This window comes from Ancalomicrobiaceae bacterium S20 (assembly GCA_040269895.1).
In the GTDB taxonomy this organism is placed as follows: Bacteria; Pseudomonadota; Alphaproteobacteria; order Rhizobiales; family Ancalomicrobiaceae; genus Methyloraptor; species Methyloraptor flagellatus.
The window spans coordinates 3,873,216-3,899,132 of sequence record CP158568.1 but is presented as its reverse complement, the minus strand read 5'-3'; the positions used below and the strand labels follow the sequence as shown (position 1 = coordinate 3,899,132).

The window sequence follows — 25,917 nt, the reverse complement described above, 5'->3', positions numbered from 1 at the left end:
GCCGCTTGAAAATTCACAAATCTGAAAATTCGGCTTGCCGAGGCTGTCGCTCTTCAGTATCGTGAATATAAATCGATCAAAGGAGCTGGCGATGGTCTCTCTCGGATCCGACGCGGAATGGTCGCTGCCCGCACATGCCTATCGCGACCCGGCGCGCTTCGAACTGGAGCGCAAGGAGATCTTCGAGAAGAACTGGCTGCTGTTCACCTGGTCGGAGCGGATGGCCAAGCCCGGCGACTATGTGAACGGCACGCTCGCCGGCCACAACATCTTCGCGATCCGCGGAGACGACGGCGTCGTCCGCGCCTTCCACAATGTCTGCCGGCATCGCGCAGCCGAGCTGGTCAAGGGTGAGACGGGCAGCTGCGGCGGCCTGGTCGTGTGCCCCTATCACAGCTGGAGCTACCGCCGTGACGGCCGGCTGCACAAGGCGGTCAACTTCGGTCCCGAGACCAAGTTCGACGCCCATGAATGGGGCCTGATCGCCGCCGACTGTACCGAGTGGCGCGGGCTGATCTTCGTCCGCATCGCGACCGAAGGCCCGTCGCTCCTGGAGTGGCTCGGCCCGGTCGCCGACCTCGCCGCGCCGTTCCCGCTCGAGAAGCAGCATTATTTCCGCACCAAGGAGCGGATCGTCGACGTCGATTGGAAGATTTATGGCGAGAATTATCTCGAGTGCTATCACTGCCGGGCCATGCATCCGGGCCTGTGCCAGACGCTCGACATCGAAAAATACCAGATCAACGTGTTCCCGGAAGAGAAGTTCTTCCATCTGCATGCGCCCGGTCGCAATCCGGGGGACACGCAGGGCTGCTATCTCTATCGCTTCCCGTTCCTGATGCTGAACCTCTACGACTGGGGGTCTTCGATCGCGACCGTCGAGCCGCTCGGCCCGGGCAGGATCAAGCACATCAACTGGTACTTCTTCGAGGATGTCTCGCCCGAGAAGGCGGAGGAGAACTTCGCCACCACGGAATGGTCGGCGCAGATCATCACCGAGGATCTCGAAGTGATCACCACGGTGCAGAAGAACATCAACGCCGGCACGTTCAAGCAGTCGCCGCTGTCCAAGTCCGAGGAATATGCGGTCATCGCCTTCGATCGGATGTGCGACGAGGCGCTGCGGCCGACCGGTCCGCGCGCGGTCGCGGCCGAGTGAGGCGGCGATGAGCGCGCCGTCGAACGGTTTGGCAACGACGGCGGCGGAACACGCCGCCGCGCTGGAGAGCGCCGAGGCGATCGGCACCCGCCTCGGCGGCGACATCCGCGCGCTGCGGCACGAGAAGGACGTGACGCTCGCAACCCTCGCCGAGAAGACCGGCCTGTCGGTCGGCTTGCTCAGCCAGATCGAGCGCGGCCTGTCGGAGCCCTCGGTCAAGGCACTGCACCTGATCGCGACCGCCCTCGGCGTCACCATCGGCTGGTTCTTCCGCGAGGATACCGAAACGGCGCCGGTGGCGGACGGCGTCGTGGTCCGCCGCGGCGCGCGCAAGCGGCTCGACTACGGCGGCGGCATCGTCGACGAGCTGCTGTCGCCGTCGCTCGACGGCCAGCTCGAACTGCTGCTCTGCCGGCTGGCACCGGGCTCGACCAGCGGCGCCGGCGACTACGTCCACGAGGGAGACGAGGCCGGCTACCTGATCGCCGGCGCGCTCGAACTGACCGTCGATGGCACGAAATACCTGCTCCAGGCCGGCGACAGCTTCGGCTTCGCCTCGATGCGTCCGCACAGCTATCGCAACCCGTCCGCCTCGCAGGAGGCGGTGGTGATCTGGGCCGTCACGCCGCCGTCGTTCTGACCCGCCGTCCCCCGATCGCAATGCGTCGGAGCGATCCGATCAGGTCGGATCCGATCTCTCAGGTTCTTGATCTCGCAAGTCGTTTCCGATCGGAGCGGGTCGCTCCGACCGGGCCTTGCTCTGGAGGTGAAACCATGTCCGTGGTTCAGGGTACCGCCGTGCGCAACTACGACGCCGTCGTGATCGGCGGCGGCCATAACGGCCTCGTCTGCGCCGGCTATCTCGCCCGCGCCGGGCTGAAGGTGGCGGTGCTCGAACGCCGCAAGATGGTCGGCGGCGCGGCGGTGACCGAGGAGATCGCGCCCGGCTTCCGCGCCTCGATCTTCTCCTACCTGATGAGCCTGCTGCACCCGCGCATCATTCGCGATTTCGAGCTGAAGAAGCACGGGCTCGAAGTGCTGCCCTGTTCGGACATGGTGTCGCCGGTCGACGACGGCGACGAATACATCACCTTTTCCGACAACATGGCCAAGACTCAAGCCTCGTTCGGAAAGTTCTCCAAGGCCGACGCCGCGATCTATCCGGAGTTCGACGCCTATCTGCTCGAGGCGACCAAGATCGTCCGGCAGATCCTGTGGGAGACGCCGATCGATCCGGCCCGGCGCGACTGGAAGACATTCAAGGACGGCGCCAAGCTCCTGTGGAAATACCGCAAGGTCGGCCGCAAGATGTACCGGATCGTCGACATGCTGACCATGTCGGCCTACGACTTCCTGAAGGAGTGGTTCGAGGACGACCGCGTCATGGCGGTGCTGGCCTACTATGCCTCGATCGGCACCTTTGCCGGCCCGAAGACGCCCGGTTCGGCCTATGTGATCATGCATCACGTCATGGGCGAGCACGAGGGCGCCGGCGGCTGGGGCTTCATCAAGGGCGGCATGGGCTCGATCACCCAGGCGCTGGCCTCGTCGGTGACCGCGCTCGGCGTCGACATCGTGACCGAAGCCGAGGTCAAGGAGATCCGCTCCTCGAACGGCAAGGCCACCGAGGTGCTCTGCGCCGACGGCTCGGTCTACCGCGCCAAGGCGATCGCCTCGAACGCCTCGGCCAAGCATCTCTATCTCGACCTCGTCGGCGAGGCGAACCTGCCGGCCGAGGTGGTGCGCGAGATCAAGGGCTACCGGACCATGGGCGCGGCGTTCAAGATGAACATCGCCTGCGAACGCCCGCCGCAGTACAAGATCCTCGAACGCGTCCGCCGCGACGGTGTGCTCGGCTCGTTCTCCTACCCGACCTACATGCACATCGCGCCCGACATCGACTATCTCGAGCGCGCCTTCGACGACGCCAAATACGGCTGGTACTCGAAGGAGCCGTTCATCACGCCGGTGGTGCCGACTATCGTCGACAACACGCTGGCGCCTCCCGGCAAGCACGTGGTCAACCTGTTCGGCGGCCATGCGCCCTATACGCTGAAGGGCGGCGATTGGACGACCGAGAAGGACAACTTCAAGAAGAACGTGCTCGACGCCGTCGAGCGCTTCGCGCCGGGCTTCCGCAATGACATCATCGAGGCGCAGCTCCTGGTCGCGCCCGACATCGAGCGGATCGTCAACCTGCCGCAGGGCCATATCTTCCATGGCGAGTTGTCGACCGATCAGCTGTTCTTCCAGCGTCCGGTTTCGGGCTATGCCGACTATCGCACGCCGCTGAAGTCGCTCTACATCTGCGGTTCGTCGATGCATCCGGGCGGTGGCGTTTCCGGCATTCCGGGCCACAATGCCGCCCGCGAGATCCTGCGCGATCTCGGCAAGACCATCGCCTGATCGCACGAAGCGCCCGTCTCCCGCACGGCCGTCGCGACGGCCGCGACGAGCCGGTCGCCCTGTCACTGCCGCGTCGAACCTGGAGGGTCCCTCCGATGACCATCGCAGTCGCCACCCCGTCCGCCGGCCGGCCCGCCGGCATGTCCGAGGCCGAATGGGCCGTGCGCGTCGAGCTCGCCGCTTGCTATCGGCTGATCGCGCATTTCCGCATGACCGACCTGATCTACACCCACTGCACCGTGCGGGTTCCGGACGAGCCGGGCCGGTTCCTGATCAACCCCTACGGCTGGCGTTGGGACGAGATCACCGCCTCCTCGCTGGTGAAGATCGATGTCGACGGCAACAAGGTCGACGCGCATCGGCCGGAGCGCGTGAACCCGGCGGGGTTCACGATCCACAGCGCCGTGCACATGAGCCGCCACGACGCGGCCTGCGTGATCCACACCCACACCAAGGCGGGCATGGCCGTCTCGGCGCTCAAGGAGGGTCTGCTGCCGCTGACCCAGATCGCCATGCAGTACCATGGCCGGGTCGGCTATCACGCCTATGAGGGCATCGCGCTCGACCTCGACGAGCGCGAGCGCATCATCGCCGATCTCGGCTCGAAGCCGGTGCTGATCCTGCGCAACCACGGCCTCCTGACCGTCGGTCGCACGGTCGCGGAGGCGTTCAGCCATATGTACTATGTCGACAAGGCCTGCGAGGTGCAGCTCGCCGCCCAGGCGACCGGCGCCGCGCTCGACATGCCGTCGCTGGCGGTCGCCGAGCGCGTGGGTCGGCAGTTCGATCAGATGGCCTTCGACGATGGCGATCTCCTGCTGGAGTGGGCTGCGCATTTGAGGCTTCTGGACAGGCTGGACCCGAGCTACAAGCTCTGACCATGCTCGATCCGATCGTCATCGTCGGCGCCGGCCAGGCCGCCGCCCAAGCCATCCAGTCGCTTCGCCAAGGCGGCTCCAGCACCGGCCCGAATGGGGGCTTCAAGGGGCCGATCGCGCTCGTCGGCGACGAGCCGGTGCTGCCCTACCAGCGCCCGCCCTTGTCGAAGAAGTATCTGACCGGCGAGATGGATGCCGATCGGTTGCTGTTCCGGCCCGAGACGGTCTACCGCGACTGGGGCGTCGATCTGCGGATCGGCGTCCGCGCCGAGGCGATCGATACCGCCGCCGCGCGTGTGCATCTGGCCGACGGCACGACGCTGCCCTATGGCAAGCTCCTGATCGCGACCGGCATGCGGCCGCGCCCGCTGCCGATCCCCGGCGCCGATCTCCCCGGCGTCCTGACCCTGCGCGGCCTCGCCGACGCGGCGCGCATCAAGGCCGCGCTGACGCCCGGCGCCCGTCTGGTCGTGATCGGCGGCGGCTATATCGGCCTCGAGACCGCGGCGGTCGCCCGCGCGCTCGGCCATGAGGTCGTCGTGCTGGAAGCGGCCGAGCGCGTGCTCGGCCGCGTCGTCGCGCCGGTGGTCTCCGAATTCTTCACGGCCAAGCATCGCCGCGCCGGCGTCGACCTGCGCACCGCGACCGGCGTCGTCGGCATCGAGGGCACCGATCGGGTCCGCGCTGTCGCGCTCGCCGATGGCGGCCGGGTCGAGGCCGATGTCGTGCTGATCTCGATCGGCGCCCTGCCGGAAACCCGCCTCGCCGAAGCGGCCGGCCTGGACGTCGCGGATGGAATCCGTGTCGATCAGGGCGCGCGGACCAGCGCCGAGAACGTCTTCGCGGCCGGCGACTGCACGCGCTTCGATTCGGCGCGCTTCGGCCGTTCGATCCGGCTCGAGAGCGTTCAGAATGCCATCGACCAGGCCAAGGCCGCGGTCGCGACCACGCTCGGCGAGACCGTCGTCTACGACCCGGTGCCGTGGTTCTGGTCCGACCAGTATGATCTGAAGCTTCAGATCGTCGGCCTCTCGACCGGCCACGACCGCTACGAGGTCGATGGCGATCCGGCGAGCGAGAAGTTCTCGGTCGCCTATTTCGCCGGCGACCGCCTGCTCGCCGTCGACAGCATCAATCATCCGCGCCGGCACATGCAGGCCCGCAAGCTCGTCGGCGAGACCTGGGCGGGCTGGCCCGCCTGAGGGATGAGCTGGCGGGTTGGCCCGCCTGAGACAAAGATCAACGGGCTGGCCCGCCTGAGACAAAGACCAGCGGGCTGGCCCACCCGAGCGTTCCATTGCCGGCTGGCCGCCCGAAACGCCCCGAGGGATCCCACGATGACCGAGCCGAACGATTTGGAACGCCTGCGCAAGCTGTTCGGCCCGGAGGCCGGGCCAGTGATCCACGATCCGGAGTTCAAGGCGGTCGCCGCGCGGATCATCGACCCGTCCGGCACGCGCTCGGCGCCCTATGCCGGGTTGCCGACGCTGCTTGACGCGCCGTATCGCGCGATCGACTGGAAGAACCCGGCCGAGGGGCTCGCCGGCCTCGACGTCGCGCTGATCGGCGTGCCGATGGACCTCGGCATCACCAACCGCAACGGCTGCCGCTTCGGTCCGCGCGCGGTGCGCGCCATCGAGCGCATCGGCCCCTACAATCACGTGCTGCGCACCGCCCCCGTCATGGAAATGGCGGTGGCCGACATCGGCGACGTGCCGTTTCGCAGCCGGTTCCGGCTCGAAATGGCCCATGAGGACATCGAGGCGACCACGGCCAAGATCGTCGCGGCCGGCGTCGCGCCGCTGTCGATCGGCGGCGATCATTCGATTTCGCACCCGATCCTGCGCGCGCTCGGCCGCGACCGGCCGGTCGGCATGATCCACATCGACGCCCATTGCGATACGTCCGGCGAGTTCGATTCCTGCCGCTTCCACCATGGCGGCCCGTTCCGCCAGGCCGTGCTCGACGGCGTGCTCGATCCGAAGCGGACGATCCAGATCGGTATTCGCGGCGCGGCGGAATATCTCTGGGAGTTCTCCTACGCGAGCGGCATGACCGTGATCCATGCCGAGGAGATCGCCGGCCTCGGCCTCGAGGCGGTGATCGCCAAGGCGCTCGCCGTGGTCGGCGACGGCCCGACCTATCTGAGCTTCGATATCGACTCGATCGATCCCGCCTTCGCGCCCGGCACCGGCACGCCGGAGATCGGCGGTCTGACCACCCGCGAGGCGCAGGCGATCCTGCGCGGCCTCAAGGGCGTCAATCTGGTCGGTGGCGACATGGTCGAGGTCTCGCCGCCCTACGACGCCACCACCAACACCGCCCATGCCGGCGCGCAGATGGCCTTCGAGATCCTGAGCCTGATGCACTTCAGCCCGTCGATCGGCGCCAAGGCCTGAGCCAAGGGCGCTCGAGCCGGCGGAATCGAACGATTGTTTTGTTCTTGTGCCCCGATCCGGTATGCTGACCGGATCGGGGTTTCTGTTTGCGGGGAGCGCAAGGGCGGAATGGCGAGGACGGTCGGCTCCAGCGGCCCGAAGACGGCGGAAGCGATCCGCGCGGCGGGCATCCGGCTCATCTACGAGCACGGCTTCGAGGCGATGAGCCTGCGTCAGCTCGCGGCGGAAGTCGGCCTGCAGCCCGGCTCGCTCTACAAGTATTTCGATACGAAGCAGGATCTGCTGTTCGATATCGTCCGGGAGCACCTGGAAGATCTGTTGGCGAAGATCGCCGACGCACTCGACGGGATCGTCGACCCGGTTGCGCGTCTGGCCGCCTTCGCCGCGTTTCACCTGCGCTACCACATGACGTTGAAGAGCAACGTCTATATCGCCAACATGGAACTGCGCAGTCTGGAGCCGGACAATCGCGCGATCATCGTCGCGATGCGTAAGCGCTACGAGGCGATCCTGATCGACATCCTGCGCGAAGGACAGGCGGCCGGCGCGCTGCATGCGGCCGAGCCACGCGTCGCCGCCTTCGCGATCCTCGCCATGCTGACCGGCATCTGCAACTGGTATCGCGCCGACGGCCCGATGACGCAGGACGAGCTGGTCACCCTGCATGTCGATCTCGTGCTCGGCGGCGTCGGCGCGAAGCGTCAGGCGGTACACAAGGCCGGCTGAGGGCGGCGTCCTCGCGACCGCTTACGCCGCGCGGACTTCCTGCACTTCCGGAATAAAATGGCGCAGCAGGTTCTGGATGCCGTGGCGCAGCGTCGCCGTCGACGACGGGCAGCCGGCGCAGGCACCCTTCATGTTCAGATAGACGATGCCGTCCTTGAAGCCCTTGAAGGTGATGTCGCCGCCGTCGTTGGCGACCGCCGGGCGCACGCGCGTCTCGAGCAGTTCCTTGATGGTCGCGACGGTCTGGCTGTCGCCGGCGTCGAAGAACTCGTCGGCGTCCTCCTCGGCTTCACCCTTCAGGATCGGCGCGCCGGAGGTGAAGTGCTCCATGATCGCGCCGAGCACGGCCGGCTTCAGGTGCGGCCACTCGGCGCCGTCCTTGGTGACGGTGACGAAGTCGCTGCCGAAGAACACGGACGAGACGCCGGGGATCGAGAACAGCGCTTCGGCGAGCGGCGACTGCGTCGCATCGGTGGCGGTGCGGAACTCGCGCGTGCCCTCGGCGAGCACGGTGCGGCCGGGCACGAACTTCAGCGTCGAGGGATTGGGCGTGGCTTCGGTCTGGATGAACATGGGTTTTCGTCCTTCGCGTGGCCGGGGGCAAGGTCCGGGCGCGGCTGTCGGTGCGATTGGATATAATGCTTCGCCGGGCCGGATGCCACCGCGCTTTCTGGAAGGGTTCTACGCGCCTTTGCGGAGGCTGGACCGCGCGGCCCGATGTCCCATACCCTGTCTCATGCCATGGCGGCGATCTCGTCGTCGCCGAGGTGGCCGGGCACGATGGTGATCGGCACCGGAAAGGTGCCGGAGGCGCGGCCGGCGATCGAGGTGACCAGCGGGCCCGGTCCCTCGGAGCCGGTACCGGCGGCGAGCGCCAGGATCGCGATGTCCTCGTCGGCCTCGATCGCGGCCAGGATCTCGGCCGAGCGCGTACCCTCGCGGATCACCTGATCCGGCTCGATGCCGGCGATCGCCTTGACGCGCTCGCCGACCTTGGCGAGCGTCATTTCGGCCGCCTCGCGGGCCTCGGCGCGCATGGCCTGCTCGACGCCGAGAAAGCCGCGGAAGTCCGAATCGTCGATGATGAACAGGAGCACCACGCCGCCGCCCGTCCGGGCCGCGCGGCGTGAGGCATAGACGACCGCGCGGTCGCATTCGGGTGTGTCGTCGACCACGACCAGGAATTTCCGGCGGTGGCCTTCTTCGTGGGAGCGTCGCTTCGTCACCATGGGACGGATGCTGGCACACGAGCCGGGGGGCGGACAAGCGGTCATTCCGGACCGAACCGGTCGGAAAAGCTTGGGGCCGTCAGAGCCCGCTCGCGCGCAGGGCCACCACCGCCGCGACGCCGAGGCCGACCGTCGCGAGCATCGGCAGGCGCGTCGCCGCCGCGATCGCCACCAGGCTCGCGATCGTCTCGGCCGGCCCTGTCACCAGCACCGTCGGCGCGATCACCGCGGTCAGCACCGCCGGTGGGATCGCCTCGAAGGCCGCGAGCGCCCGCCCGCCGAGCTTCAGCCGCCCGGCGAGCGCGATGCCCGACACGCGGCAGAGATAGGTGATGAGCGCCATGCCGAAGATCGCGGCGAGCGTGTCCCAATGGATAAACGCATGCGCCGCGGTCATGGCCGCGCCTCCTCGGGGCGGCGGTCGTGGACCGACCTGTCCGTCGCGTGGGAGGGTGCCTCGTGCCGATGCAGCAGCGCGGCGGCGGCGAGCCCCGCGGCGGCGCCGGCCCCGACATGCCAGGGCGTGCCGAGCGTGCGATAGGCGAGCGCCGCGGCGAGCCCGCTCGCGATAATGACCATCACGCCGTTCGCGCGGCCCGCGAAGGACACGACCAGTGCGATGAAGATCGCGGTGAAGGCGAAATCGGCGCCGAGCCGTTTCGGATCGCCGAGCAGCGGCCCGGCCAGCGCGCCGAGCCAACTGACGGCGACCCAGTTCAGCCAGAACACCGCCGCCATGCCGAAGACATAGGCGCCGGTCAGCCTGCGCCCGTGACGCGCCTCGGCCACGGCGCGTGTCTCGTAGAGCGCCCAGTTCTCGTCGGCGAGCGCGTGCACGCCGAGGAGCCGACCGACCAGCGGCAGATGCGCGATCTTCGGCGCGATCGAGGCACTCATCAGCACGTAACGGGCGTTGATCAGCAGCGTCGAGACGACGAGCGCGGCGATCGGCACCGGCTCGCGCCACATCTCGATCGCCGCCATCTGGGCGCCGCCCGCGAAGATGGTCGCCGAGGCCAGCGCGACTTCGAAGGGCGACAGGCCCTTCGAGGTGCCGATCGCGCCGAAAAGAAGCGCGAGCGGCATCGCCGCGACGAGCGCGGGCATCAGATCGAGCACGGCGCGTCGGATCTCGGCGGCGGCCGTCGGCCGGGAAGGCATTGCGTCTGTCATGTCCGCACTCTGGCCCGGTTGCGGGGCCCGGTCTTGAACAAAATCGGCCCCGCGCACGCCCGCCGCTCAGCCGATCGCCATGGCCCGCTTCACCCGCGTGAGCCAGCGCGCGCGGCTGGCGAGGCCGATCGTACCGCCGTTGACAACGCGCGTGACCGCCTCGAGATCGTCGCGGTCGGCGGCCGCGTTGCACCCGCCCTCGGCCCATTCTGCGGCGGCCGGCACCAGTGCATAGCGCGGGTCGAGCACGAGATCGGGCTCGGCGACGAAGTCGGCACCGCACAGCGCGCCACAGCGCCGATAGGCGTCCTTGCCGGTGGTCTGCAACAGGCCGCGGCCCCGATAGCGCCAGCCGTCGCCGGTCGCCGCGTCGCCATTGCCCATCCGGCCGCCATAGACGATCGAGAACAGCCGCTCGCCGCCGTCGATCCGGCACTGCGCGGCCATGGCGATCATCGCCTCGCGCGAGGCGAAATAGCGCCGCCAGACCTTGCGGTCCCACATGTCGGCGAGGTTCTGCGCGGTGTAGCGGCCGGACTCGACGGTGACCGTCAAGCCGTCGCTCTCGTGGAACACCTGGGCCAGGAAATGCGCCAGCCGGAGCGGTCGGTCGATCCGCTTCTCGGCGAGCAGCGCGTCGCCGGCGGCGAAGGCGGCGAGGTAGTTCGGGCGCCCGTTCGGGCAGAGGGACTTGGCGAGGTCGTAAGCACGCATGGGACGGAACTCCGATCGGGAACACCATCGGAGTGTAACGCCGTGCGAGCATGGGCTTGCGGGGATAACCCTATGACTTACCAACCAGAATGCCGCCGGATCGCCTCGTGATTCCTCCGCGGGAAACCTTCACGCCGCCGCCCGGCGATAGGCCCCCGGACCGACGCCGACGCGAGCCTTGAAGGCGCGCGTCAGATGCGCCTGATCGGCGAAGCCGACCGTCGCGGCGACCTCCGCCGGCGTCTCGCCGCGCCGGAGCAGATCCTTGGCCCGGCGCACGCGCACATCGACCAGATAGGCGTGCGGCGTCATGCCGACGGCACGGCGGAAGGCGCGGATCAGGTGATGCGTCGAGAGCCCGGCTTCCGCTGCGAGCGCGTCGAGCGACAGGTCACCCGCGTAGGCGCCCTCGATCAGGGCCCGCGCCCGCGCGACCGGTCCGGTCTCGACGCCGAGCGTCGCCGGCCGGATGCCGGCATGGCGCACCAGCATGGCGGCATAGGCCCGGTTCAACCGCTCCTCCGCGCCGAACGGATCGTCGCCGTCCTCGACTTGCGCATGGGCGGAGGCGAACAGCCCGGCGATCAGCGGATCGTGCACGCGTGCTTCAGGAAAATAGGGATCCGCGAGCTGCCGTTGCCCGGTCAGCGCCTCGGCGATCTCACGCAGCACCGCGACCGGCGGGTAGGTGGTCCGATAGGAATAGCCGCCGGCATGCGGACTGCCGTCATGGACCTCGAGCGGATTGACGAACACCAGATCGCCCGGCCCGGCGTAATGCCGCTCGCCGCGCAGCGTCCAGGCCTCGCAACCGCGCTCGATCGTGCCGACGACATAGGTGTCGTGGGTGTGCGGGGCGTAGGCATGGGTGACGTAGGTCGCGCGCAGGCAATCGAGGCCGGCGAGCCGCGGCGCCACGAAGAACCGCGCGGCCTCGTCCGCCCCGAGCGGGTTCATCGCCAGCGCGTCGGATTGCGAGACGGGGGAGGGGCAGATCAGACCGGTCATGGCCGGCAGTCTAGCACCGCGTGCCGGCCGGTCTTGAAGGAAATCGGCGTCGGCCCGGATGCGAGGTCGGCGGAGCGGCGCTCCGCCGGACCAGGTTCGGAGGTTGAGGCCTCAGCGCAGGAAGCCGACGATGTCCTTGACATCGTCCATCACCTTGCGGGCGCGCAGGCTGGCACGCTCGCCGCCGTCCTTGAGCACGGCGTCGATATAGGCCGGATCGGCGACCAGCCGCTTCATCTCGGCGCCGACCGGTCCGAGCTTGTCGACGGCGAGATCGGTCAGCGCCTGCTTGAAGCGCGAGAACTGGCCGGCGCCGTAGTCGGCGAGGATCGCCTCCGGCGTCGCGCCCGAGAGCGCGGCGTAGATGCCGACCAGATTGTCGGCCTCGGGGCGGCCTTCGAGGCCCTTCACCTCGGTCGGCAGCGGCTCCGGATCGGTCTTCGCCTTGCGGAACTTCTGCGCGATCGTGTCGGCGTCGTCGGTCAGGTTGATGCGGCTGTAGTCCGAGGGATCGGACTTCGACATCTTCTTGGTGCCGTCGCGCAAGCTCATGACGCGCGTCGCCGGGCCCTGGATCAGTGGTTCGGGCTGCGGGAAGAACCCGCCCGCCTCGCCGACGCCGAGCCCGAGCGCGGCGATGCGCTCGGCGAAGTCGTTGTTGAACTTCGCCGCGGTGTCGCGGGCGAGCTCGACATGCTGCTTCTGGTCCTCGCCGACCGGCACATGGGTCGCGCGATAGACCAGGATGTCGGCCGACATCAGGTTCGGATAGGCGAACAGGCCGACCGAGACGTTCTCGCGATCCTTGCCGGCCTTGTCCTTGAATTGCGTCATGCGGTTGAGCCAGCCCATCCGCGCCACGCAGTTGAACACCCAGGCCAGTTCCGCATGCTCGACGACGCGGCTCTGGTTGAACACGATGTGCTTCTTCGGATCGATGCCGGCGGCGAGGAAGGCCGCGGTCACTTCGCGGATCTGGGTCTTCAGCTCCGGCTGGACGAGCTGGGCGGTGATCGCGTGCAGGTCGACGACGCAATAGATGCAGTCATGGGTCTCCTGCATCGCCACGAAGCGGACGATCGCGCCGAGATAGTTGCCGAGATGCAGGTTGCCGGTCGGCTGGATGCCGGAGAAGACGAGCGGCTGGAAGCCCGGATTGGCGACGGTTGCGGCGGCGGGGGTCTCGGCGGCGGTCATGATCGATCCTTCGGAATGCGGCGGCCGCGTTATGGGCCAAGGCGGGGCGCTTGCCAAGTGCGGCACATGCTGATGCGACCCTTGCGAAGTGCTTGCGGCCGCAGGACGTCTCACCCGTCGGAGCGGCGACGGCGCGCGAGGCGGAGGATGGCGGCGAGATCGACCGCGCCCATGGCATGGGCGAGACCGAAGAACAGCGCCGCGCCGCCGCCGACGAGCGCCGCCAGCGCCGAGATCTTGACCGCGAGCGGGTTCTCCGCGCCGAGCCAGGGGCCGAGCCAGCTGCCGGCGAAGCCGACAGCGACGCCCATGGCGAGCGCGGCGATGAGGATGCGCGGCAGCCGCGCCTCGAAGCTCGCCATCGACGCGCCAGTGGCCGCGCCGGGCGAGCACGAGCTGTAGCAGCCCGGCGTTGAGCCAGCCGGACGCGCTGGTCGCGACCGCGATCGCGACATGGCCGAGGCTCGGGAACAGCGCCAGGCTCGCGACCACGTTGGCGATCATCACCACGATGCCGATCGCCATCGGGGTGCGCGTGTCCTCGCGGGCGAAGAAGGCCGGCGACAGGACCTTGACCAGCACGAAGGCCGGCAGACCGAGGCCGAAGGCGGCGAGCGCGCGGGCGGTCTGGGTCGTGTCCATCGCCCCGAAAGCACCCCGCTCGAACAGCACCTCGACGATCGGATGCGCCGCGACGACGAGCGCCACCGCCGCCGGCAGCGTCAGCACGGCGGCGAATTCCAGGCTGCGGTTCTGGGCCTCGAAGGCGAGATCCGGCCGCCCTTCGCGGACGCGGCGGGCGACCTCCGGCAGCAGCACGACGCCGATCGCGATGCCGACGATGCCGAGCGGCAGCTGGTAGACCCGGTCGGCGTAGTAGAGATAGGACACCGCGCCCGCCTGCAGCGAGGCGATGATCGTGCCGATCGCGATGTTGATCTGGGTGACGCCGCCGCCGATCAGCCCCGGCAGCCCGAGCGCGAGGAGCCGCCCGAGCGCCTTGGTCCAGCGCGGCCGCCCCGGACAAAGCCCCAGCCGCCGCGCATGACCGCCACGACCACGAGCAGGAGCTGCGCGAGCCCGGCTGCGGCGACGCCCCAGGACAGGATAACGCCGGCCTGCGAGGTGCGCGCCTGCCCGCTCGCCGCGATGCCGACGAGCACCGCGATCAACACGACGTTGAGCAGCACGGGCGCGAAGGCCGCCGCCTTGAAGCGGCCGTGCGAGTTGAGGATGCCGCCGAACAGCCCAGTCAGCGACATGCAGGCGAGATAGGGAAAGCAGATCCGGGTCAGGAACACGGTCAGGTCGAACTTGGCCGGCTCCTCGCCGAAGCCCGGCGCGAGCAGCCCGACCAGCCACGGTGCGCCGATCATCGCGACCGCGCTGACCGCGGCGAGCGACAGGACCAGCATGCCGAATGTGTCGCGGGCGAAGGTCCGCGCCGCCGCCTCGCCCTCACCCTCGAGCGTGCGGGCATAGAGCGGCACGAAGGCGGAATTGAAGGCGCCCTCCGCGAACAGCCGGCGGAACAGGTTCGGCAGCCGGAACGCCACGAAGAAGGCATCCGCGACCGGCCCGGTGCCGAGTTCGGCTGCGATCATCGTGTCGCGCACGAAGCCGAGCACGCGCGAGATCAGCGTCGCGCCGCCGACGGTCAGGAAGTTCGAGAAGAGCCGGCTCGCCATCGGGTCGGTCGGATCAGATGCGTGCGGCGGCCGCGCTGTCGACGGCGCCGAGCGCGACGTCGACCGCGGCTTTCACATGCAGCTCCGTGGTGTCGAACAGCGGCAGGCCGTCCAGCTCGCCGCGGCCGGTCAGCATGTAGATCTCGGTGCAGCCGAGAATGATGCCCTCGGCACCGGCCGCCTTCAGCTTGGCGATCTCCTGGCGATAGACCTCGCGCGATTCCGGCCGCACGACGTCCTTGACCAGCTCGTCGAAGATGATCCGGTCGATCCGGGTCCGCCCCGCCTCGTCCGGCACGACGATGTCGAGGCCGAACCGATCGCGATAGTGGTCGGCGAGCGCGCGGCCGGCCATCACCGGCATGGTGCCGAGCAGCCCGATCTTGGTCAGGCCCCGTGCGCGGATCGCCGCGCCGGTCGCGTCGGCGATATGGACGAAGGGCGTGCGCCGACCGGCCATGGCAGGCACCACCACCCGGTGCATCGTGTTGGAGACGCAGACGATCACGTCGACCCGCGCCGCCTCGAGCCGGTCGAGCTTGTCATCGACGTAAGCCCTTGCCGCCTCCCAGTCATCGGTGCGGACGAAGTGCTCGATGTTGCCGAAATTGACCGAGACGATGACGATCTCGCCATTGTCCCAGCCGCCGAGGCGCTGGTTGATCATGGCGTTGGCGAGCCGGTAGTACTCGCCGGTCGCCTTGTCGCTCATGCCGCCGAGAATGCCGATGGTCTTCATCGGCCGCGGCCGGCTGGTCGGCTGACCCGTCATGTCTGTCTCCGTCGGCCCGTGTCTACGGCCGTCTGATGGGGGAAGGCGGCGTTCACGCCGCGCCGCGTTTCGCGTCCTTGGCCTCGGCACGGACTCCGTGAAAAGCCTTGACCAGACGCTCCCGGATCGTGCGTTCGCGCGCCTTGTTGTCGAGTTTGTGGCCGGTCAGATCGGTCACGTAGAACACGTCGACGGCCCGTTCGCCGAAGGTCGCGACATGCGCCGAGGCGATGTTGAGGCTGAGGTCCGAGATCGCCCGCGTCAGGTCGTAGAGCAGCCCCGGCCGGTCGAGGCCGGAGACCTCGATGACGGTGAAGCGGTCGGACCACGAGTTGTTGACGATCACGTCGGTCGGCAGTTCGAAGGCCTTCAGGCGCGGCTTGGCCAGCGCCTTGCGCTCGATCTGCTCGGGCAGCCGTTCCTCCCCCGCGAGCGTGCGCTCGATCAGCGCCGAGATCCGGTTGCCGCGCCGCTGCTCGTCACCGTCGTCCGGGAACTCGCGGCTGACGAAGATGGTATCGAGGGCCAGCCCGTCGGTGGTCGTATAGATCTGCGCGTCGACGATGTTGGCGCCGGCGACCGCGCAGGCGCCCGCGATGGTCGACAGAAGCCGCGGATGGTCGTCGGCGAGCACGGTGATCTCGGTCACGCCCTCGAAGGCGCGGGGGGTGACGCGGGTCGCGAGCTTCTTGCCGGCCTTGGTCGCCTCGCGGATGAACTCCGCCTGCTCGACCTTGCGCGGCAGGTCGACGCGCAGCCAGTAGGGTGCGTAGTGCCGCTCGACATAAGCCTTCTTGTCCTTGTCGCTCCAGCCCGCGAGGCTCGCCATCAGCTCGTTCTGCGCCGCCTTCACGCGCTGGTCGCGCGTGATCTGGCTGTGGCCGCCGGCGAGATAGGGCTCGGTCTCGTAGTAGAGCGTGCGCAGGAGCTGGCCCTTCCAGCCGTTGAACACGCCGGGCCCGACCGCGCGGATGTCGGCGACGGTCAGGATCAGGAGCAGCTTCAGCCGCTCGGGGCTCTGCACGGTCTCGGCGAAGTCGCGGATCGTCTTGCGGTCGTTGAGGTCGCGGCCCTGCGCGACCATGCTCATGGTCAGATGCTGCTCGACCAGCCAGGCGATCGTGTCGGTTTCGGCGGCCGAGAAGCCGAGTCGCGGGCAGAGCTTGCGCGCGATCTTCGCGCCGACGATCGAATGGTCCTCGACCCGGCCCTTGCCGATGTCGTGCAGGAACAGCGCGACATAGAGCAGCCGCCGATTCTGCACGCCCGGCATCAGCGAGGTCGCGAGCGGCAGTTCGTTCGGGAACTGACCCTTCTCGATGCCCGACAGCTCGCGGATCGACCGGATCAGATGTTCGTCGACCGTATAGTGATGATACATGTTGAACTGCATCATCGCGACGACCTTGCCGAACTCCGGCACGAAGCGGCCGAGCACGCCGGTCTCGTTCATCTTGCGCAGGATGGTATCCGGCTCGTGCTTCGAGCAGAGGATGTCGAGAAAGAGGCTGTTCGCCTCCTTGTTCTCGCGCAGCTCCGCATCGATCAGCTTCAACGACCGGGTCACCAGCTTCAACGCATCGGGATGGAAATCGACGCGGTGCTTGTCGGCGACATGGAAGAACCGGATCAGGTCGACCGGATCGCGCTCGAACACGTCGTCGCTGGCCACCGTCAGACGGTCGTTGTCGACGACGAAGGCCCTGGAGCCGGCGAGCGGCTTCGGCCGGCGCTTGGTGAACCGGTTGATGATCCGGTTCAGCACCGGCCGGTGCTTGACGTGCTGCTCCTCGAGCGCGGCGCAGAAGATCAAGGTCAGGTCGCCGACGTCCTTGGCGACCAGAAAGTAGTGCTTCATGAAGCGTTCGACCGAGCGCAGGCCCTGTCGGTCGGCATAGCCGAGCCGGCCGGCGATCTCGCGCTGGAGGTCGAAGGAGAGCCGCTCCTCCGGCCGGCCGGTGACGAAATGCATGTGGCAGCGCACGGCCCAGAGGAATTCCTCGCAGCGCAGGAAACGCCGGTATTCCTCACGCGAGAACACGCCCTTGCCGACGAGATCGGCCGGATCTTTCACGCGGTAGAAGTACTTCGCGATCCAGTAGAGCGTCTGCAGGTCGCGCAGGCCCCCCTTGCCCTCCTTGATGTTGGGCTCGACCAGATAGCGCGAGCCGCCCTGCCGGCGGTGCCGCTCGTCGCGCTCCTGCAGCTTGGCGGCGATGTATTCCGCGCCGGTGCCCTGCACGACCTCGGTATCGAACCGATGCGCGAGATCGTCGAACAGCGCCTGTTCGCCCCAGAGAAACCGCGCCTCGAGGATCGCGGTCCGGATCGTCAGATCCGATCGCGACAGCCGCACGCATTCCTCGACGTTGCGGGTCGCGTGGCCGACCTTCAGGCCGAGATCCCACAGCATGTAGAGGATGTACTCGACGACGCTCTCGCCCCAGGGGGTCTGCTTGTAGGGCAGGAGGAACAGGAGATCGATGTCCGAGCCCGGCGCCAGCGTCGAGCGGCCGTAGCCGCCGACCGCGGTCACCGCCATGCGCTCGGCCGAGGACGGGTTCTTGACCGGATAGACGTGGGCGACCGCGAAATCGTAGATGACGCGGATCATCTCGTCCTGGACATGGCTGAGCCGGGCGGCGCACAGCGAGCCCTGCCGGTCCTCGAGCAGCAGCTGCTCGACGCGGGCGCGGGTCTCGTTGCGGACCTCTTTCAAGATCTGCAGCACCTTGGAGCGGATCGCCGGCTGTCCGCCGTCGGCGCCGTCGGGGCAGAGCGCCGACAGCCGATGGCGCAGCGCATTCGAGTCGATCAGGTCTTCCATGCGCGGCGTGGCGGCCATGTCGTGGTCTGTCCCGAGAAAGGATGTGCCGGGGCGAAGCGGCACATTATGACTGCGAGGAAGGCAGGGGAAGGGCGCTTGTCGGGAGGGAGTCCCGCGCCGCCCACATGCACCAGCTTAAGCGTGAAAACTGAAGACCCGGTCACCGTTTCCGCTCTTGCTCGCCCCGCGCCCCGCGCCTACGGTTCGGCCGCCCGAGGCTGCATTCTCCGCCTGGATTTCAGAAGGTTCGCCATGACCGACCGCGCCGATCGTCCGTCCGCTTCCCGTCGTTCCCTTCTCGGCCTGACCGCGGCCGGCGCCGCGACGCTCGCGGCCCCCGCGATCGTGCAGGCGCAGGAGAAGCGCGTCTGGAAGATGGCGACCTCCTGGCCGAAGAACGCCCCCGGCGTCGGCGTCAACGCCCAGCGCGTCGCGGACATGATCACCGCCATGTCCGGCGGCCGGCTGACCGTGCAGCTCTACGCCGCCGGCGAACTGGTGCCGCCCTTCGAAGTCTTCGATGCGGTTTCCTCCGGCGCGGCCGAGATGGGCCATGCCTCGCCCTACTACTGGCAGGGCAAGGACAAGAGCTTCCACTTCTTCACCGGCGTGCCCTTCGGCCTGTTCGCCAACGAGCACATGGGCTGGCTCTGGTACGGTGGCGGTCAGGCGTTGTGGGAGAAGGCCTACGCCCCGTTCGGCGTGGTGCCGTTCTATGCCGGCTCGTCGGGTCCGCAGGCCGGCGGCTGGTTCCGAAAGGAGATCAAGACCGTCGACGATTTCAAGGGCCTGAAGATGCGCATCGCCGGCCTCGGCGGCGAGGTGCTGCGCCGGCTCGGCGTCAACGTCGTGCTCTTGCCGCCGGGCGAGATCTTCCAGGCCATGCAGTCGGGCACGATCGACGCGGCCGAGTGGGTCGGCCCGTGGAACGACCTCGCCTTCGGCCTGTTCCGCGTCGCCAAGTACTACTACATGCCGTCGTTCTTCGAGTTCGGCCCGGCGCTGGAGGTGATGGTCAACAAGAAGCTCTACGACGGACTGCCAGCGGATCTGAAGGAGATCGTCAAGCGCGCCGCCTTCGCCTCCGCCGCGGAGAGCTGGGCCGACTTCACCTTCCACAACACCATGAGTCTCGAGCCGGTCGCCAAGAAGGACGGCGTCGAGATCCGCGCGCTCTCCGACGACATCGTCAAGGTGCTCGCCAAGGAGACGACCGCCGTTATGGCCGAGATCGCCGCCTCCGGCCCGATGGCGAAGGAGGTCCACGACAGTTTCGAAGCCTACCGCCTCAAGGCGCGCGACTACGCCAAGGTCATGGACCTCGCGGCCTATCAGATGCGCGAGACCGGTCGGGGTCTCTGACTGACCACGCCCGATCGGGGTCGCCGGCCGCCGGCGATCCCGACAGCCGCTCGAGGCGGCGCGATCGATGGCTCATCAACGAGGCGCCCATGTCCGACCATCCGCGACGCTTCGGATCCTACGACGTCACGCGCATCTGTGACGGCGGCATCGATCTGCCCGTCGGCGCGTTGCTGCACACGGGCGGCGAAGCGGCCACGGCCGCCGCGATCGCGGCCCACGGTGCGCCGACGCTGCGTCTCGACGTCAACTTCTACCTGCTGCGCGGACCGTCGGGCGTGATCCTCGTCGATGCCGGCGGCGGTCCCGCCTTCGCGGCGGGGCTCGGGCTGGGGCTCCCCGCTCTCGCCGCGCAAGGGATCGCACCCGCCGACGTGCCGACCGTGCTGCTGACCCACCTGCACGGCGATCACGCCTACGGGCTCCTCGACGGTGATGCGGCGCTGTTTCCCGACGCCGAGATCGTCGTCCCGGCGCGCGAATTGGCCTACTTCACCGATGCCGCCGCCCGCGAGGCGACGCCGGAGGCGCGCCGCGGTGGCTTCCGGGTCGCCGAGCGGCTGTTGCGCGCCTATGGATCACAGGTGACGACCGGCGAGGAAGGGGAGATCCTGCCCGAGATCGAGACGGTCGCGCTGCCGGGTCACACGCCCGGCCAGACCGGCTTCCTGATCGGCTCCGGCGCCGAGCGACTGCTGATCCTAGGCGACACCCTCCATCTCGACGGCCCGCAGGCCGCCGACCCCGCGCTCGGTTTCGTCTTCGACGTCGATCCCGCCGTCGCCGCCGCGACCCGTGTCGCGACGCTCGATCGGGCCGCGACCGAGGGCTGGACGATCGCCGGCGGTCATCTGGGTTTCGGCCGCGTCGCACGATCCGGCAGCGCATTCCGGATCGATCCGGCCTGACACGACGTCCGTTCCCGCGCCGAATCGGCTAAACATGGCTCCCGCAGGCGATTCGCGGCACGCGATCGCCGGGGGAAGGCGGGGCATCCATGGACGCGGTCATTCTTTGCGGCGGTCTCGGCACGCGCTTGCGCGAGGAGACCGAGTTTCGGCCGAAGCCGATGGTCGAGGTCGGCGGCCGGCCGATCCTCTGGCACATCGTCAAGCACTACCGCCACCACGGCATCAAGCGCTTCATCCTCGCCCTGGGCTACAAGGGCGACGTGATCCGCGATTACTTCATCAACTATCACCACCGCTCCCGTGACCTCGAGGTCGATTGCGGCGCCGGCGCGCTGGAAGTGATGCCGGGCCGCGACGAGGACATCCTCGACGCCCGCGTCGTGCTCGCCGAGACCGGGCTCGAAAGCCTCACCGGCCGGCGCATGCTGAAGGCGCTGCGCCACATCGACGGCGACACGTTCCTCGCGACCTACGGCGACGCCGTTGCCGACGTCGATATCGACGCGCTGATCGACACGCACCGGCGCATGGGCCGGCTCGCCACCGTCACCGCCGTGCATCCGTCCTCGCGTTTCGGCGAGCTGGCGCTCGGCAACGGCATGATCACGAGCTTCGCCGAGAAGCCGCAGGTCGCGACCGGCTGGATCAACGGCGGCTACTTCGTGTTCCAGAAGAAGGCCTTCGAGCGGCTCGATCCGGACGGCAACGTGCCCCTCGAGACCGGGCTCCTCGAGGAACTCGCGCAGAGCGGCGAGCTGGCGGTCCACTGCCATGGCGGTTTCTGGCAGTGCATGGACACGTACCGCGAGATGCAGCTCTTGAACGACATGTGGAATTCCGGCCGCGCGCCCTGGAGGATCTGGGCTTGAGCGAAGCGAGCGCCTCCCGCCGTCCCGATCCGGCGTTCTGGCGCGGCCGGCGCGTGTTCCTGACCGGCCACACCGGTTTCAAGGGCGGCTGGCTGGCACTGGCGCTCGCCCGTCTCGGTGCCGAGGTGACCGGCTTCGCGCTCGCGCCCGAGACCGAGCCGAACCTCTTCACCGTCGCCGACGTCGCGTCCGGCTGCCGGTCGCTGATCGGCGACATCCGTGACCGTGCTGCGCTCGAGGCGGCGCTGGTCGAGGCGCGGCCGGAGGTCGTGCTGCACCTCGCCGCCCAGCCGATCGTCCGGCGCGCGCGCCTGGAACCGGTCGAGACCTTCGCGACCAATGTCATGGGCACGGTGCACCTGCTCGACGCGCTGCGCCGGGCCGAGACCGTCCGCGCGGTCGTCGCCGTGACCTCCGACAAGGTCTACGACAACGTCGAATGGGCCTGGCCCTATCGCGAGACCGATCGGCTCGGCGGCAAGGAGGCCTATGGCGCCTCCAAGGCCGCCGCCGAGATCGCGGTCGAGTGCTGGCGGCAGGCGTTCCTCGCCGAAAAGGGCATCGCGGCCGCAACGGTTCGCGCCGGCAACATCATCGGCGGTGGCGACTGGGCCGAGGACCGGCTGGTGCCCGATGCGATGCGCGCCTTCGCGCGCGGCGGCTCGGTCACGCTGCGCAATCCGCGCGCGATCCGCCCCTGGCAGCATGTTCTGGAACCGGTCGGCGCCTATCTGATGCTGGCCGAGGATCTCGTTCAGCGCCCGGCCGAGGCGCCGAAGGCGATCAACTTCGGACCGACGGCCGCCGATGCCCGCACCGTGCGCGAGATCGTCGATCGGCTCGCCGCGCTCTGGGGCATTTCGCCCGGCTGGGTGCAGGACGACGGCCATCACCCCTACGAGGCGCGTCACCTGACGCTCGATTCCTCGCTTGCCGCGGCGAAGCTCGGCTGGTCGCCGACCTGGACGCTCGACGAGGCGCTGGCGCGGACGGTCGGCTGGTACAGGGCCTATTACGCGGGCGCCGACATGCGCGCCCGCACGCTCGAAGAGATCGAGGAGCACATCGGTGTCTGACGGATCCGCCCGCCCGCATTGCCGAAGCTGCGGCACGGCCCTCGACGTCTCGCTCGTCGATCTCGGCATGCAGCCGATCTCCAACGCCATGCGCAAGCCCGGCCAGCTCGACGGGCCGGAGACCTTCTATCCGCTGAAGACCTTCGTCTGCTCGGCCTGCAAGCTCGTGCAGCTGCAGGATTTCCACCGCGCCGACGAGCTGTTCGACGACGACTACACCTATTTCTCGTCCTATTCCGACAGCTGGCTCGCGCACGCGCGCGCCTATGTCGAGATGATGGTGCCGCGCTTCGGCCTCGGGCCGGCCTCGCAGGTGATCGAACTCGCCTCCAACGACGGCTATCTGCTGCAGTATTTCAAGGCGAAGGGCATCCCCGTCCTCGGCGTCGACCCGGCCGCCAACGTCGCCGCGGTCGCCGAGAAGGAGCGCGGCATCCCGACCGTCGTCGACTTCTTCGGCGTGCGCGTCGCCGAGCGGCTGGCCGCGGATGGCCGCAAGGCCGATCTGGTGCTCGGCAACAACGTCATCGCCCACGTCCCCGACCTCAACGACTTCATCGGCGGCGTCGCAATGGTGCTGAAGCCGGAGGGCGTGGCGACCTTCGAGTTCCCGCACCTCCTGCGCATGATCGAGGCGAACTACTTCGACACGATCTACCACGAGCACTATTCCTACATCTCGCTGCTGGCGATCGAGCGTGCCTTCGCCCGCCACGGTCTCGCGGTGTTCGATGTCGAGGAGCTCGCCACCCACGGCGGCTCCCTGCGCGTGTTCCTGACCCATGCGGTTCGCGGCCTCGCGCCGACCGAGCGGCTCGTCGCCTTCCGCGCCCGAGAGGCCGCCGCCGGCCTCGACGGGCTCGACGCCTATGCCGATTTCGCCGCCCGCGTCCGTGCCGCCAAGCGGAACCTCCTGTCGCTGCTGATCGGCCTGAAGAACGACGGCCGCTCGATCGTCGGCTACGGCGCGCCCGCCAAGGGCAACACACTCCTGAACTACTGCGGCATCCGCACCGACTTCCTCGACTACACGGTCGACCGCAGCCCGGCGAAGCAGGGCCGCTTCCTTCCCGGAACCACCATCCCCGTGCACGCGCCGGAGCGGATCTTCGAGACGAGGCCCGATTACGTGCTGATCCTGCCCTGGAACCTGACCGACGAGATCGTCGGCCAGATGGCCGCGATCCGGGACTGGGGCGGGCGCTTCATCGTACCGCTGCCGGAGGCGAGGGTGCTGCCGTGATCCTGACGCCGCTCGATCTTCCCGGGGCTTTTCTCGTCGAGCCCGAGCCGATCCGGGACGATCGCGGTTGGTTCGCCCGCGCCTTCTGCGCCGAGACCTTCGCGGCCCATGGCCTCGACCCGGCGCTCCGCCAGATCAACCTGTCGCACAACGCCCGCGCCGGCACCCTGCGCGGCCTGCATCTGCAGCGCGCGCCGGAGGCGGAAGCCAAGCTGGTGCGCTGCGCGCGGGGGCGGATCCTCGACGTGATCGTGGATGTCCGAGCCGGCTCGCCGAGCTTCGGCCGGCATGTCGCGATCGAGCTGTCGGGCGCCGATCACCGGCAGGTCTATGTGCCGAGAGGGTTCGCGCACGGCTTCCAGACGCTCGAGGACCTGACCGACGTCGTCTATTGCATGTCGACCGACTACGCGCCCGCGGCCCAGGCCGGCATCCGCTTCGACGATCCGGATCTGGCGATCGCCTGGCCGCTTCTCGACCGCGCGATCGTCTCCGATCGTGATCGCGCCTTCCCGCTCTTTGCCGATTTCGCCCCGGAGCCCGGCCCATGACGCTGATCATCTCGCGCGAGGCCCGCATCTCGCCGCTCGCCGATATCGAGGACAGCGTCCGCGGCAGCCGGATCGTCATCGAGGCCGGCGTGGTGATCGACAGTTTCGTCAAGATCAAGCCGGCCGGCGGCGCCGGCGATGTCGTGATCGGCCGGCGCAGCGTGATCAATTCCGGCTGCGTCATCTATACCGGTAACGGCGTCACGATCGGCGAGATGGTCGCGGTGGCGGCGAACTGTACCTTCGCGGCCACCAATCATGCCTACGGGGATGCCTCGCGCCCGATCATGGAACAGGGCTTCCTGCCGAGCCGCGGCGGCATCGTGGTCGAGGACGATGTCTGGATCGGCGCCAATGTCGTGCTGCTCGACGGCGCACTGATCCGGCGCGGCGCGGTGATCGCGGCCGGCTCGGTCGTGCGCGGCGAGGTCGCGGCCTATACGGTGGTCGCCGGGCAGCCGCTGCGCGTCGTGGGACGCCGCAAGTGAGCGCCGCCCCCGATGCGCGCCGGCGCGCGACCGTGTTCGGCGCCGCCGGCTTCGTCGGCCGGCATCTGGTGGCGCATCTCGAGGCCGAGGGCTGGAGCGTCCGCGCGATCCGGCGCGGCGACGAGAGCTGGCGCGGTGCCGAGCTCGGCCACGTATTCTATTGCATCGGCCTGACCGCCAATTTCCGCCAGCGCCCGTTCGAGACCGTCGAGGCGCATGTCGGCATGCTCGCCGACGTCCTGCGGCAGGCGCGATTCGACAGCCTCGTCTATCTGTCCTCGACCCGGGTCTATTCGGCGGCGGCGTCGACGCGCGAGGAGGCGCCGATCCCGGTCGAGCCGTCGGACCCGTCCGATCTCTACGACATCTCCAAGCTGATGGGCGAGGCGCTGTGCCTGTCGCGGCCGGAGCCGACCGTGCGCGTCGCCCGGCTGTCGAATGTCTTCGGCGACGACATGGGGCCGACCAACTTCCTCGGCTCGCTGATCCGCGATGCGGTCGTCGACGGCCGCATCGTGCTCGGCCAGGATCTCGGCTCGGAGAAGGACTATGTCGCGGTCGATTACGTGGCGCGCGCGCTCGCGGCGATCGCCGAGCGCGGCACCGAGCGGCTCTATAACGTCGCGCGCGGCAGGAACACGAGCCACGCCGCAATTGTCGAAACGCTGGCGAAAACGTTGATGCTTCGTGTCGAAGTATTGCCCTGTAGCCCGATTGTCAGGTTCGCTCCGATCGTAACCCAGCGTTTAGCCGCACTGCTCCCCGAAGACTCGATCGATCCCCTGGATAGACTCGCGGTTCTGATTGCGAAGACTCGTGACATGACCGAGCGAGATTCGAAACCGTAGAAGTTGGATTATTTTATTAACAAAGTATTTACTGATCAATACTGATTGAAATCTCAGGGTGTATGGGGTCTTTTGCGGCGGTGCACATCGCAAAGCCGGCTTTGGGACTGTCGTAGACTTCGTTTTCATCCGATTTTCCGGATTCGGTTAACCGAAAATTTAGTAACGAACCCCCTAACTGATCACGGGAAAATGTAGGGATCGTGCGGGCGTCGTGCCCGGACGAACCAGCGTCGACCGGGTCATCCGTCCGTATCGCCCGCTCGATGCCTCAGAATGAGGTGTGCCGTGACCACCACTACCGTCTCAGGGACCGCGACCGTCTCCAGCGCCTTCGACAGCATCGTCGGCGGAACCGCAGCCGATACCGTGACCGTGTCAGCGACGCTGACC

Annotated in this window: 25 protein-coding genes and 1 pseudogene; 15 read left to right on the top strand and 11 right to left on the bottom strand. The window is 68.3% G+C overall.

The genetic code is table 11. The features are described 5' to 3' along the window. Positions 1–91 precede the first annotated feature (91 nt). From ABS361_17630 to ABS361_17600, 7 genes are all read left to right on the top strand, one after another. A complete protein-coding gene (locus tag ABS361_17630) occupies positions 92–1,159 on the top strand; it encodes an aromatic ring-hydroxylating dioxygenase subunit alpha (protein ID XBY43865.1) in 1,068 nt (355 codons plus the stop codon). A gap of 7 nt (positions 1,160–1,166) precedes the next feature. Then, positions 1,167–1,799 carry an XRE family transcriptional regulator gene (locus tag ABS361_17625; GenBank protein ID XBY43864.1) on the top strand — a complete coding sequence of 211 codons (633 nt, stop codon included), beginning with the start codon at positions 1,167–1,169 and terminating at the stop codon, positions 1,797–1,799. Between the two features lie 134 nt (positions 1,800–1,933). Next, positions 1,934–3,565: an NAD(P)/FAD-dependent oxidoreductase gene (locus ABS361_17620; GenBank protein ID XBY43863.1), complete on the top strand. Its 1,632-nt coding sequence runs from the start codon at positions 1,934–1,936 to the stop codon at positions 3,563–3,565. Positions 3,566–3,660: 95 nt separating this feature from the next. Further along, positions 3,661–4,443 (top strand): class II aldolase/adducin family protein, encoded by a 783-nt coding sequence (locus ABS361_17615; GenBank protein XBY43862.1) that lies wholly within the window; start codon positions 3,661–3,663, stop codon positions 4,441–4,443. Between the two features lie 2 nt (positions 4,444–4,445). Next, positions 4,446–5,645 carry an FAD-dependent oxidoreductase gene (locus tag ABS361_17610; GenBank protein ID XBY43861.1) on the top strand — a complete coding sequence of 400 codons (1,200 nt, stop codon included), beginning with the start codon at positions 4,446–4,448 and terminating at the stop codon, positions 5,643–5,645. Positions 5,646–5,780: 135 nt separating this feature from the next. Further along, positions 5,781–6,842, top strand: a complete 1,062-nt coding sequence (speB, locus tag ABS361_17605) for an agmatinase (GenBank protein XBY43860.1) — start codon at positions 5,781–5,783, stop codon at positions 6,840–6,842. A gap of 108 nt (positions 6,843–6,950) precedes the next feature. Continuing rightward, positions 6,951–7,568 carry a TetR/AcrR family transcriptional regulator gene (locus ABS361_17600; GenBank protein XBY43859.1) on the top strand — a complete coding sequence of 206 codons (618 nt, stop codon included), beginning with the start codon at positions 6,951–6,953 and terminating at the stop codon, positions 7,566–7,568. Positions 7,569–7,589: 21 nt separating this feature from the next. Here ABS361_17600 and ABS361_17595 read toward each other — a convergent pair whose 3' ends face one another. The 11 genes and pseudogenes from ABS361_17595 to ABS361_17545 form a co-directional block, all read right to left on the bottom strand. Beyond that, positions 7,590–8,141 carry a NifU family protein gene (locus ABS361_17595; GenBank protein XBY43858.1) on the bottom strand — a complete coding sequence of 184 codons (552 nt, stop codon included), beginning with the start codon at positions 8,139–8,141 and terminating at the stop codon, positions 7,590–7,592. 161 nt (positions 8,142–8,302) lie between these two features. Further along, positions 8,303–8,797: a universal stress protein gene (locus ABS361_17590; GenBank protein ID XBY43857.1), complete on the bottom strand. Its 495-nt coding sequence runs from the start codon at positions 8,795–8,797 to the stop codon at positions 8,303–8,305. Between the two features lie 79 nt (positions 8,798–8,876). Then, entirely contained in the window at positions 8,877–9,194 is a 318-nt protein-coding gene (locus ABS361_17585) for an AzlD domain-containing protein (GenBank protein ID XBY43856.1), read from the bottom strand. Then, positions 9,191–9,970, bottom strand: coding sequence for an AzlC family ABC transporter permease (locus ABS361_17580; GenBank protein XBY43855.1), 780 nt, complete (start codon positions 9,968–9,970; stop codon positions 9,191–9,193). Before ABS361_17580 ends, ABS361_17585 begins: the two co-directional genes overlap by 4 nt. A 66-nt stretch (positions 9,971–10,036) precedes the next feature. Then, positions 10,037–10,684 carry a glycoside hydrolase family 19 protein gene (locus tag ABS361_17575; GenBank protein ID XBY43854.1) on the bottom strand — a complete coding sequence of 216 codons (648 nt, stop codon included), beginning with the start codon at positions 10,682–10,684 and terminating at the stop codon, positions 10,037–10,039. Between the two features lie 129 nt (positions 10,685–10,813). Then, positions 10,814–11,692: an AraC family transcriptional regulator gene (locus ABS361_17570; GenBank protein ID XBY43853.1), complete on the bottom strand. Its 879-nt coding sequence runs from the start codon at positions 11,690–11,692 to the stop codon at positions 10,814–10,816. A gap of 111 nt (positions 11,693–11,803) precedes the next feature. Beyond that, a complete protein-coding gene (gene trpS, locus ABS361_17565; GenBank protein XBY46930.1) occupies positions 11,804–12,889 on the bottom strand; it encodes a tryptophan--tRNA ligase in 1,086 nt (361 codons plus the stop codon). Between the two features lie 435 nt (positions 12,890–13,324). Further along, positions 13,325–13,849 (bottom strand): annotated as a pseudogene (locus ABS361_17560) (lipid II flippase MurJ). Next, the gene (locus ABS361_17555; protein ID XBY43852.1) at positions 13,849–14,577 is read right to left on the bottom strand and encodes a lipid II flippase MurJ; all 729 of its coding nucleotides are present in this window, start codon (positions 14,575–14,577) and stop codon (positions 13,849–13,851) included. Before ABS361_17555 ends, ABS361_17560 begins: the two are co-directional and overlap by 1 nt. Positions 14,578–14,590: 13 nt before the next feature. After that, entirely contained in the window at positions 14,591–15,349 is a 759-nt protein-coding gene (locus tag ABS361_17550; protein XBY43851.1) for an amino acid racemase, read from the bottom strand. 52 nt (positions 15,350–15,401) lie between these two features. Next, complete coding sequence (locus ABS361_17545; GenBank protein ID XBY43850.1) at positions 15,402–18,194, bottom strand: [protein-PII] uridylyltransferase; 2,793 nt, start codon at positions 18,192–18,194, stop codon at positions 15,402–15,404. Positions 18,195–18,428: 234 nt separating this feature from the next. Here ABS361_17545 and ABS361_17540 point away from each other — a divergent pair, with 234 nt between their 5' ends. From ABS361_17540 to ABS361_17505, 8 genes are all read left to right on the top strand, one after another. Beyond that, a complete protein-coding gene (locus ABS361_17540) occupies positions 18,429–19,538 on the top strand; it encodes a TRAP transporter substrate-binding protein (protein ID XBY43849.1) in 1,110 nt (369 codons plus the stop codon). Between the two features lie 89 nt (positions 19,539–19,627). Beyond that, complete coding sequence (locus tag ABS361_17535; GenBank protein ID XBY43848.1) at positions 19,628–20,446, top strand: MBL fold metallo-hydrolase; 819 nt, start codon at positions 19,628–19,630, stop codon at positions 20,444–20,446. A gap of 89 nt (positions 20,447–20,535) precedes the next feature. Continuing rightward, positions 20,536–21,318 (top strand): glucose-1-phosphate cytidylyltransferase, encoded by a 783-nt coding sequence (locus ABS361_17530; protein XBY43847.1) that lies wholly within the window; start codon positions 20,536–20,538, stop codon positions 21,316–21,318. Further along, positions 21,315–22,394 (top strand): CDP-glucose 4,6-dehydratase, encoded by a 1,080-nt coding sequence (gene rfbG, locus ABS361_17525; GenBank protein ID XBY43846.1) that lies wholly within the window; start codon positions 21,315–21,317, stop codon positions 22,392–22,394. The genes ABS361_17530 and rfbG overlap by 4 nt, the downstream gene beginning before the upstream one ends. Then, positions 22,387–23,637, top strand: coding sequence for a class I SAM-dependent methyltransferase (locus ABS361_17520; protein XBY43845.1), 1,251 nt, complete (start codon positions 22,387–22,389; stop codon positions 23,635–23,637). Before rfbG ends, ABS361_17520 begins: the two co-directional genes overlap by 8 nt. Next, positions 23,634–24,188 (top strand): dTDP-4-dehydrorhamnose 3,5-epimerase, encoded by a 555-nt coding sequence (gene rfbC / locus ABS361_17515; GenBank protein ID XBY43844.1) that lies wholly within the window; start codon positions 23,634–23,636, stop codon positions 24,186–24,188. The genes ABS361_17520 and rfbC overlap by 4 nt, the downstream gene beginning before the upstream one ends. Beyond that, positions 24,185–24,676 carry a DapH/DapD/GlmU-related protein gene (locus ABS361_17510; protein ID XBY43843.1) on the top strand — a complete coding sequence of 164 codons (492 nt, stop codon included), beginning with the start codon at positions 24,185–24,187 and terminating at the stop codon, positions 24,674–24,676. Before rfbC ends, ABS361_17510 begins: the two co-directional genes overlap by 4 nt. Continuing rightward, positions 24,673–25,524, top strand: coding sequence for an SDR family oxidoreductase (locus ABS361_17505; protein ID XBY43842.1), 852 nt, complete (start codon positions 24,673–24,675; stop codon positions 25,522–25,524). The genes ABS361_17510 and ABS361_17505 overlap by 4 nt, the downstream gene beginning before the upstream one ends. Positions 25,525–25,917: the final 393 nt, after the last annotated feature.

Coding starts and splice junctions, on each gene's coding strand:
- ABS361_17630 (XBY43865.1), top strand. CDS start 92: ATGGTCTCTCTCGGATCCGACGCGGAATGGTCGCTGCCCGCACATGCC.
- ABS361_17625 (XBY43864.1), top strand. CDS start 1,167: ATGAGCGCGCCGTCGAACGGTTTGGCAACGACGGCGGCGGAACACGCC.
- ABS361_17620 (XBY43863.1), top strand. CDS start 1,934: ATGTCCGTGGTTCAGGGTACCGCCGTGCGCAACTACGACGCCGTCGTG.
- ABS361_17615 (XBY43862.1), top strand. CDS start 3,661: ATGACCATCGCAGTCGCCACCCCGTCCGCCGGCCGGCCCGCCGGCATG.
- ABS361_17610 (XBY43861.1), top strand. CDS start 4,446: ATGCTCGATCCGATCGTCATCGTCGGCGCCGGCCAGGCCGCCGCCCAA.
- speB (XBY43860.1), top strand. CDS start 5,781: ATGACCGAGCCGAACGATTTGGAACGCCTGCGCAAGCTGTTCGGCCCG.
- ABS361_17600 (XBY43859.1), top strand. CDS start 6,951: ATGGCGAGGACGGTCGGCTCCAGCGGCCCGAAGACGGCGGAAGCGATC.
- ABS361_17595 (XBY43858.1), bottom strand. CDS start 8,141: ATGTTCATCCAGACCGAAGCCACGCCCAATCCCTCGACGCTGAAGTTC.
- ABS361_17590 (XBY43857.1), bottom strand. CDS start 8,797: ATGGTGACGAAGCGACGCTCCCACGAAGAAGGCCACCGCCGGAAATTC.
- ABS361_17585 (XBY43856.1), bottom strand. CDS start 9,194: ATGACCGCGGCGCATGCGTTTATCCATTGGGACACGCTCGCCGCGATC.
- ABS361_17580 (XBY43855.1), bottom strand. CDS start 9,970: ATGACAGACGCAATGCCTTCCCGGCCGACGGCCGCCGCCGAGATCCGA.
- ABS361_17575 (XBY43854.1), bottom strand. CDS start 10,684: ATGCGTGCTTACGACCTCGCCAAGTCCCTCTGCCCGAACGGGCGCCCG.
- ABS361_17570 (XBY43853.1), bottom strand. CDS start 11,692: ATGACCGGTCTGATCTGCCCCTCCCCCGTCTCGCAATCCGACGCGCTG.
- trpS (XBY46930.1), bottom strand. CDS start 12,889: ATGACCGCCGCCGAGACCCCCGCCGCCGCAACCGTCGCCAATCCGGGC.
- ABS361_17555 (XBY43852.1), bottom strand. CDS start 14,577: ATGGCGAGCCGGCTCTTCTCGAACTTCCTGACCGTCGGCGGCGCGACG.
- ABS361_17550 (XBY43851.1), bottom strand. CDS start 15,349: ATGACGGGTCAGCCGACCAGCCGGCCGCGGCCGATGAAGACCATCGGC.
- ABS361_17545 (XBY43850.1), bottom strand. CDS start 18,194: ATGGCCGCCACGCCGCGCATGGAAGACCTGATCGACTCGAATGCGCTG.
- ABS361_17540 (XBY43849.1), top strand. CDS start 18,429: ATGACCGACCGCGCCGATCGTCCGTCCGCTTCCCGTCGTTCCCTTCTC.
- ABS361_17535 (XBY43848.1), top strand. CDS start 19,628: ATGTCCGACCATCCGCGACGCTTCGGATCCTACGACGTCACGCGCATC.
- ABS361_17530 (XBY43847.1), top strand. CDS start 20,536: ATGGACGCGGTCATTCTTTGCGGCGGTCTCGGCACGCGCTTGCGCGAG.
- ABS361_17510 (XBY43843.1), top strand. CDS start 24,185: ATGACGCTGATCATCTCGCGCGAGGCCCGCATCTCGCCGCTCGCCGAT.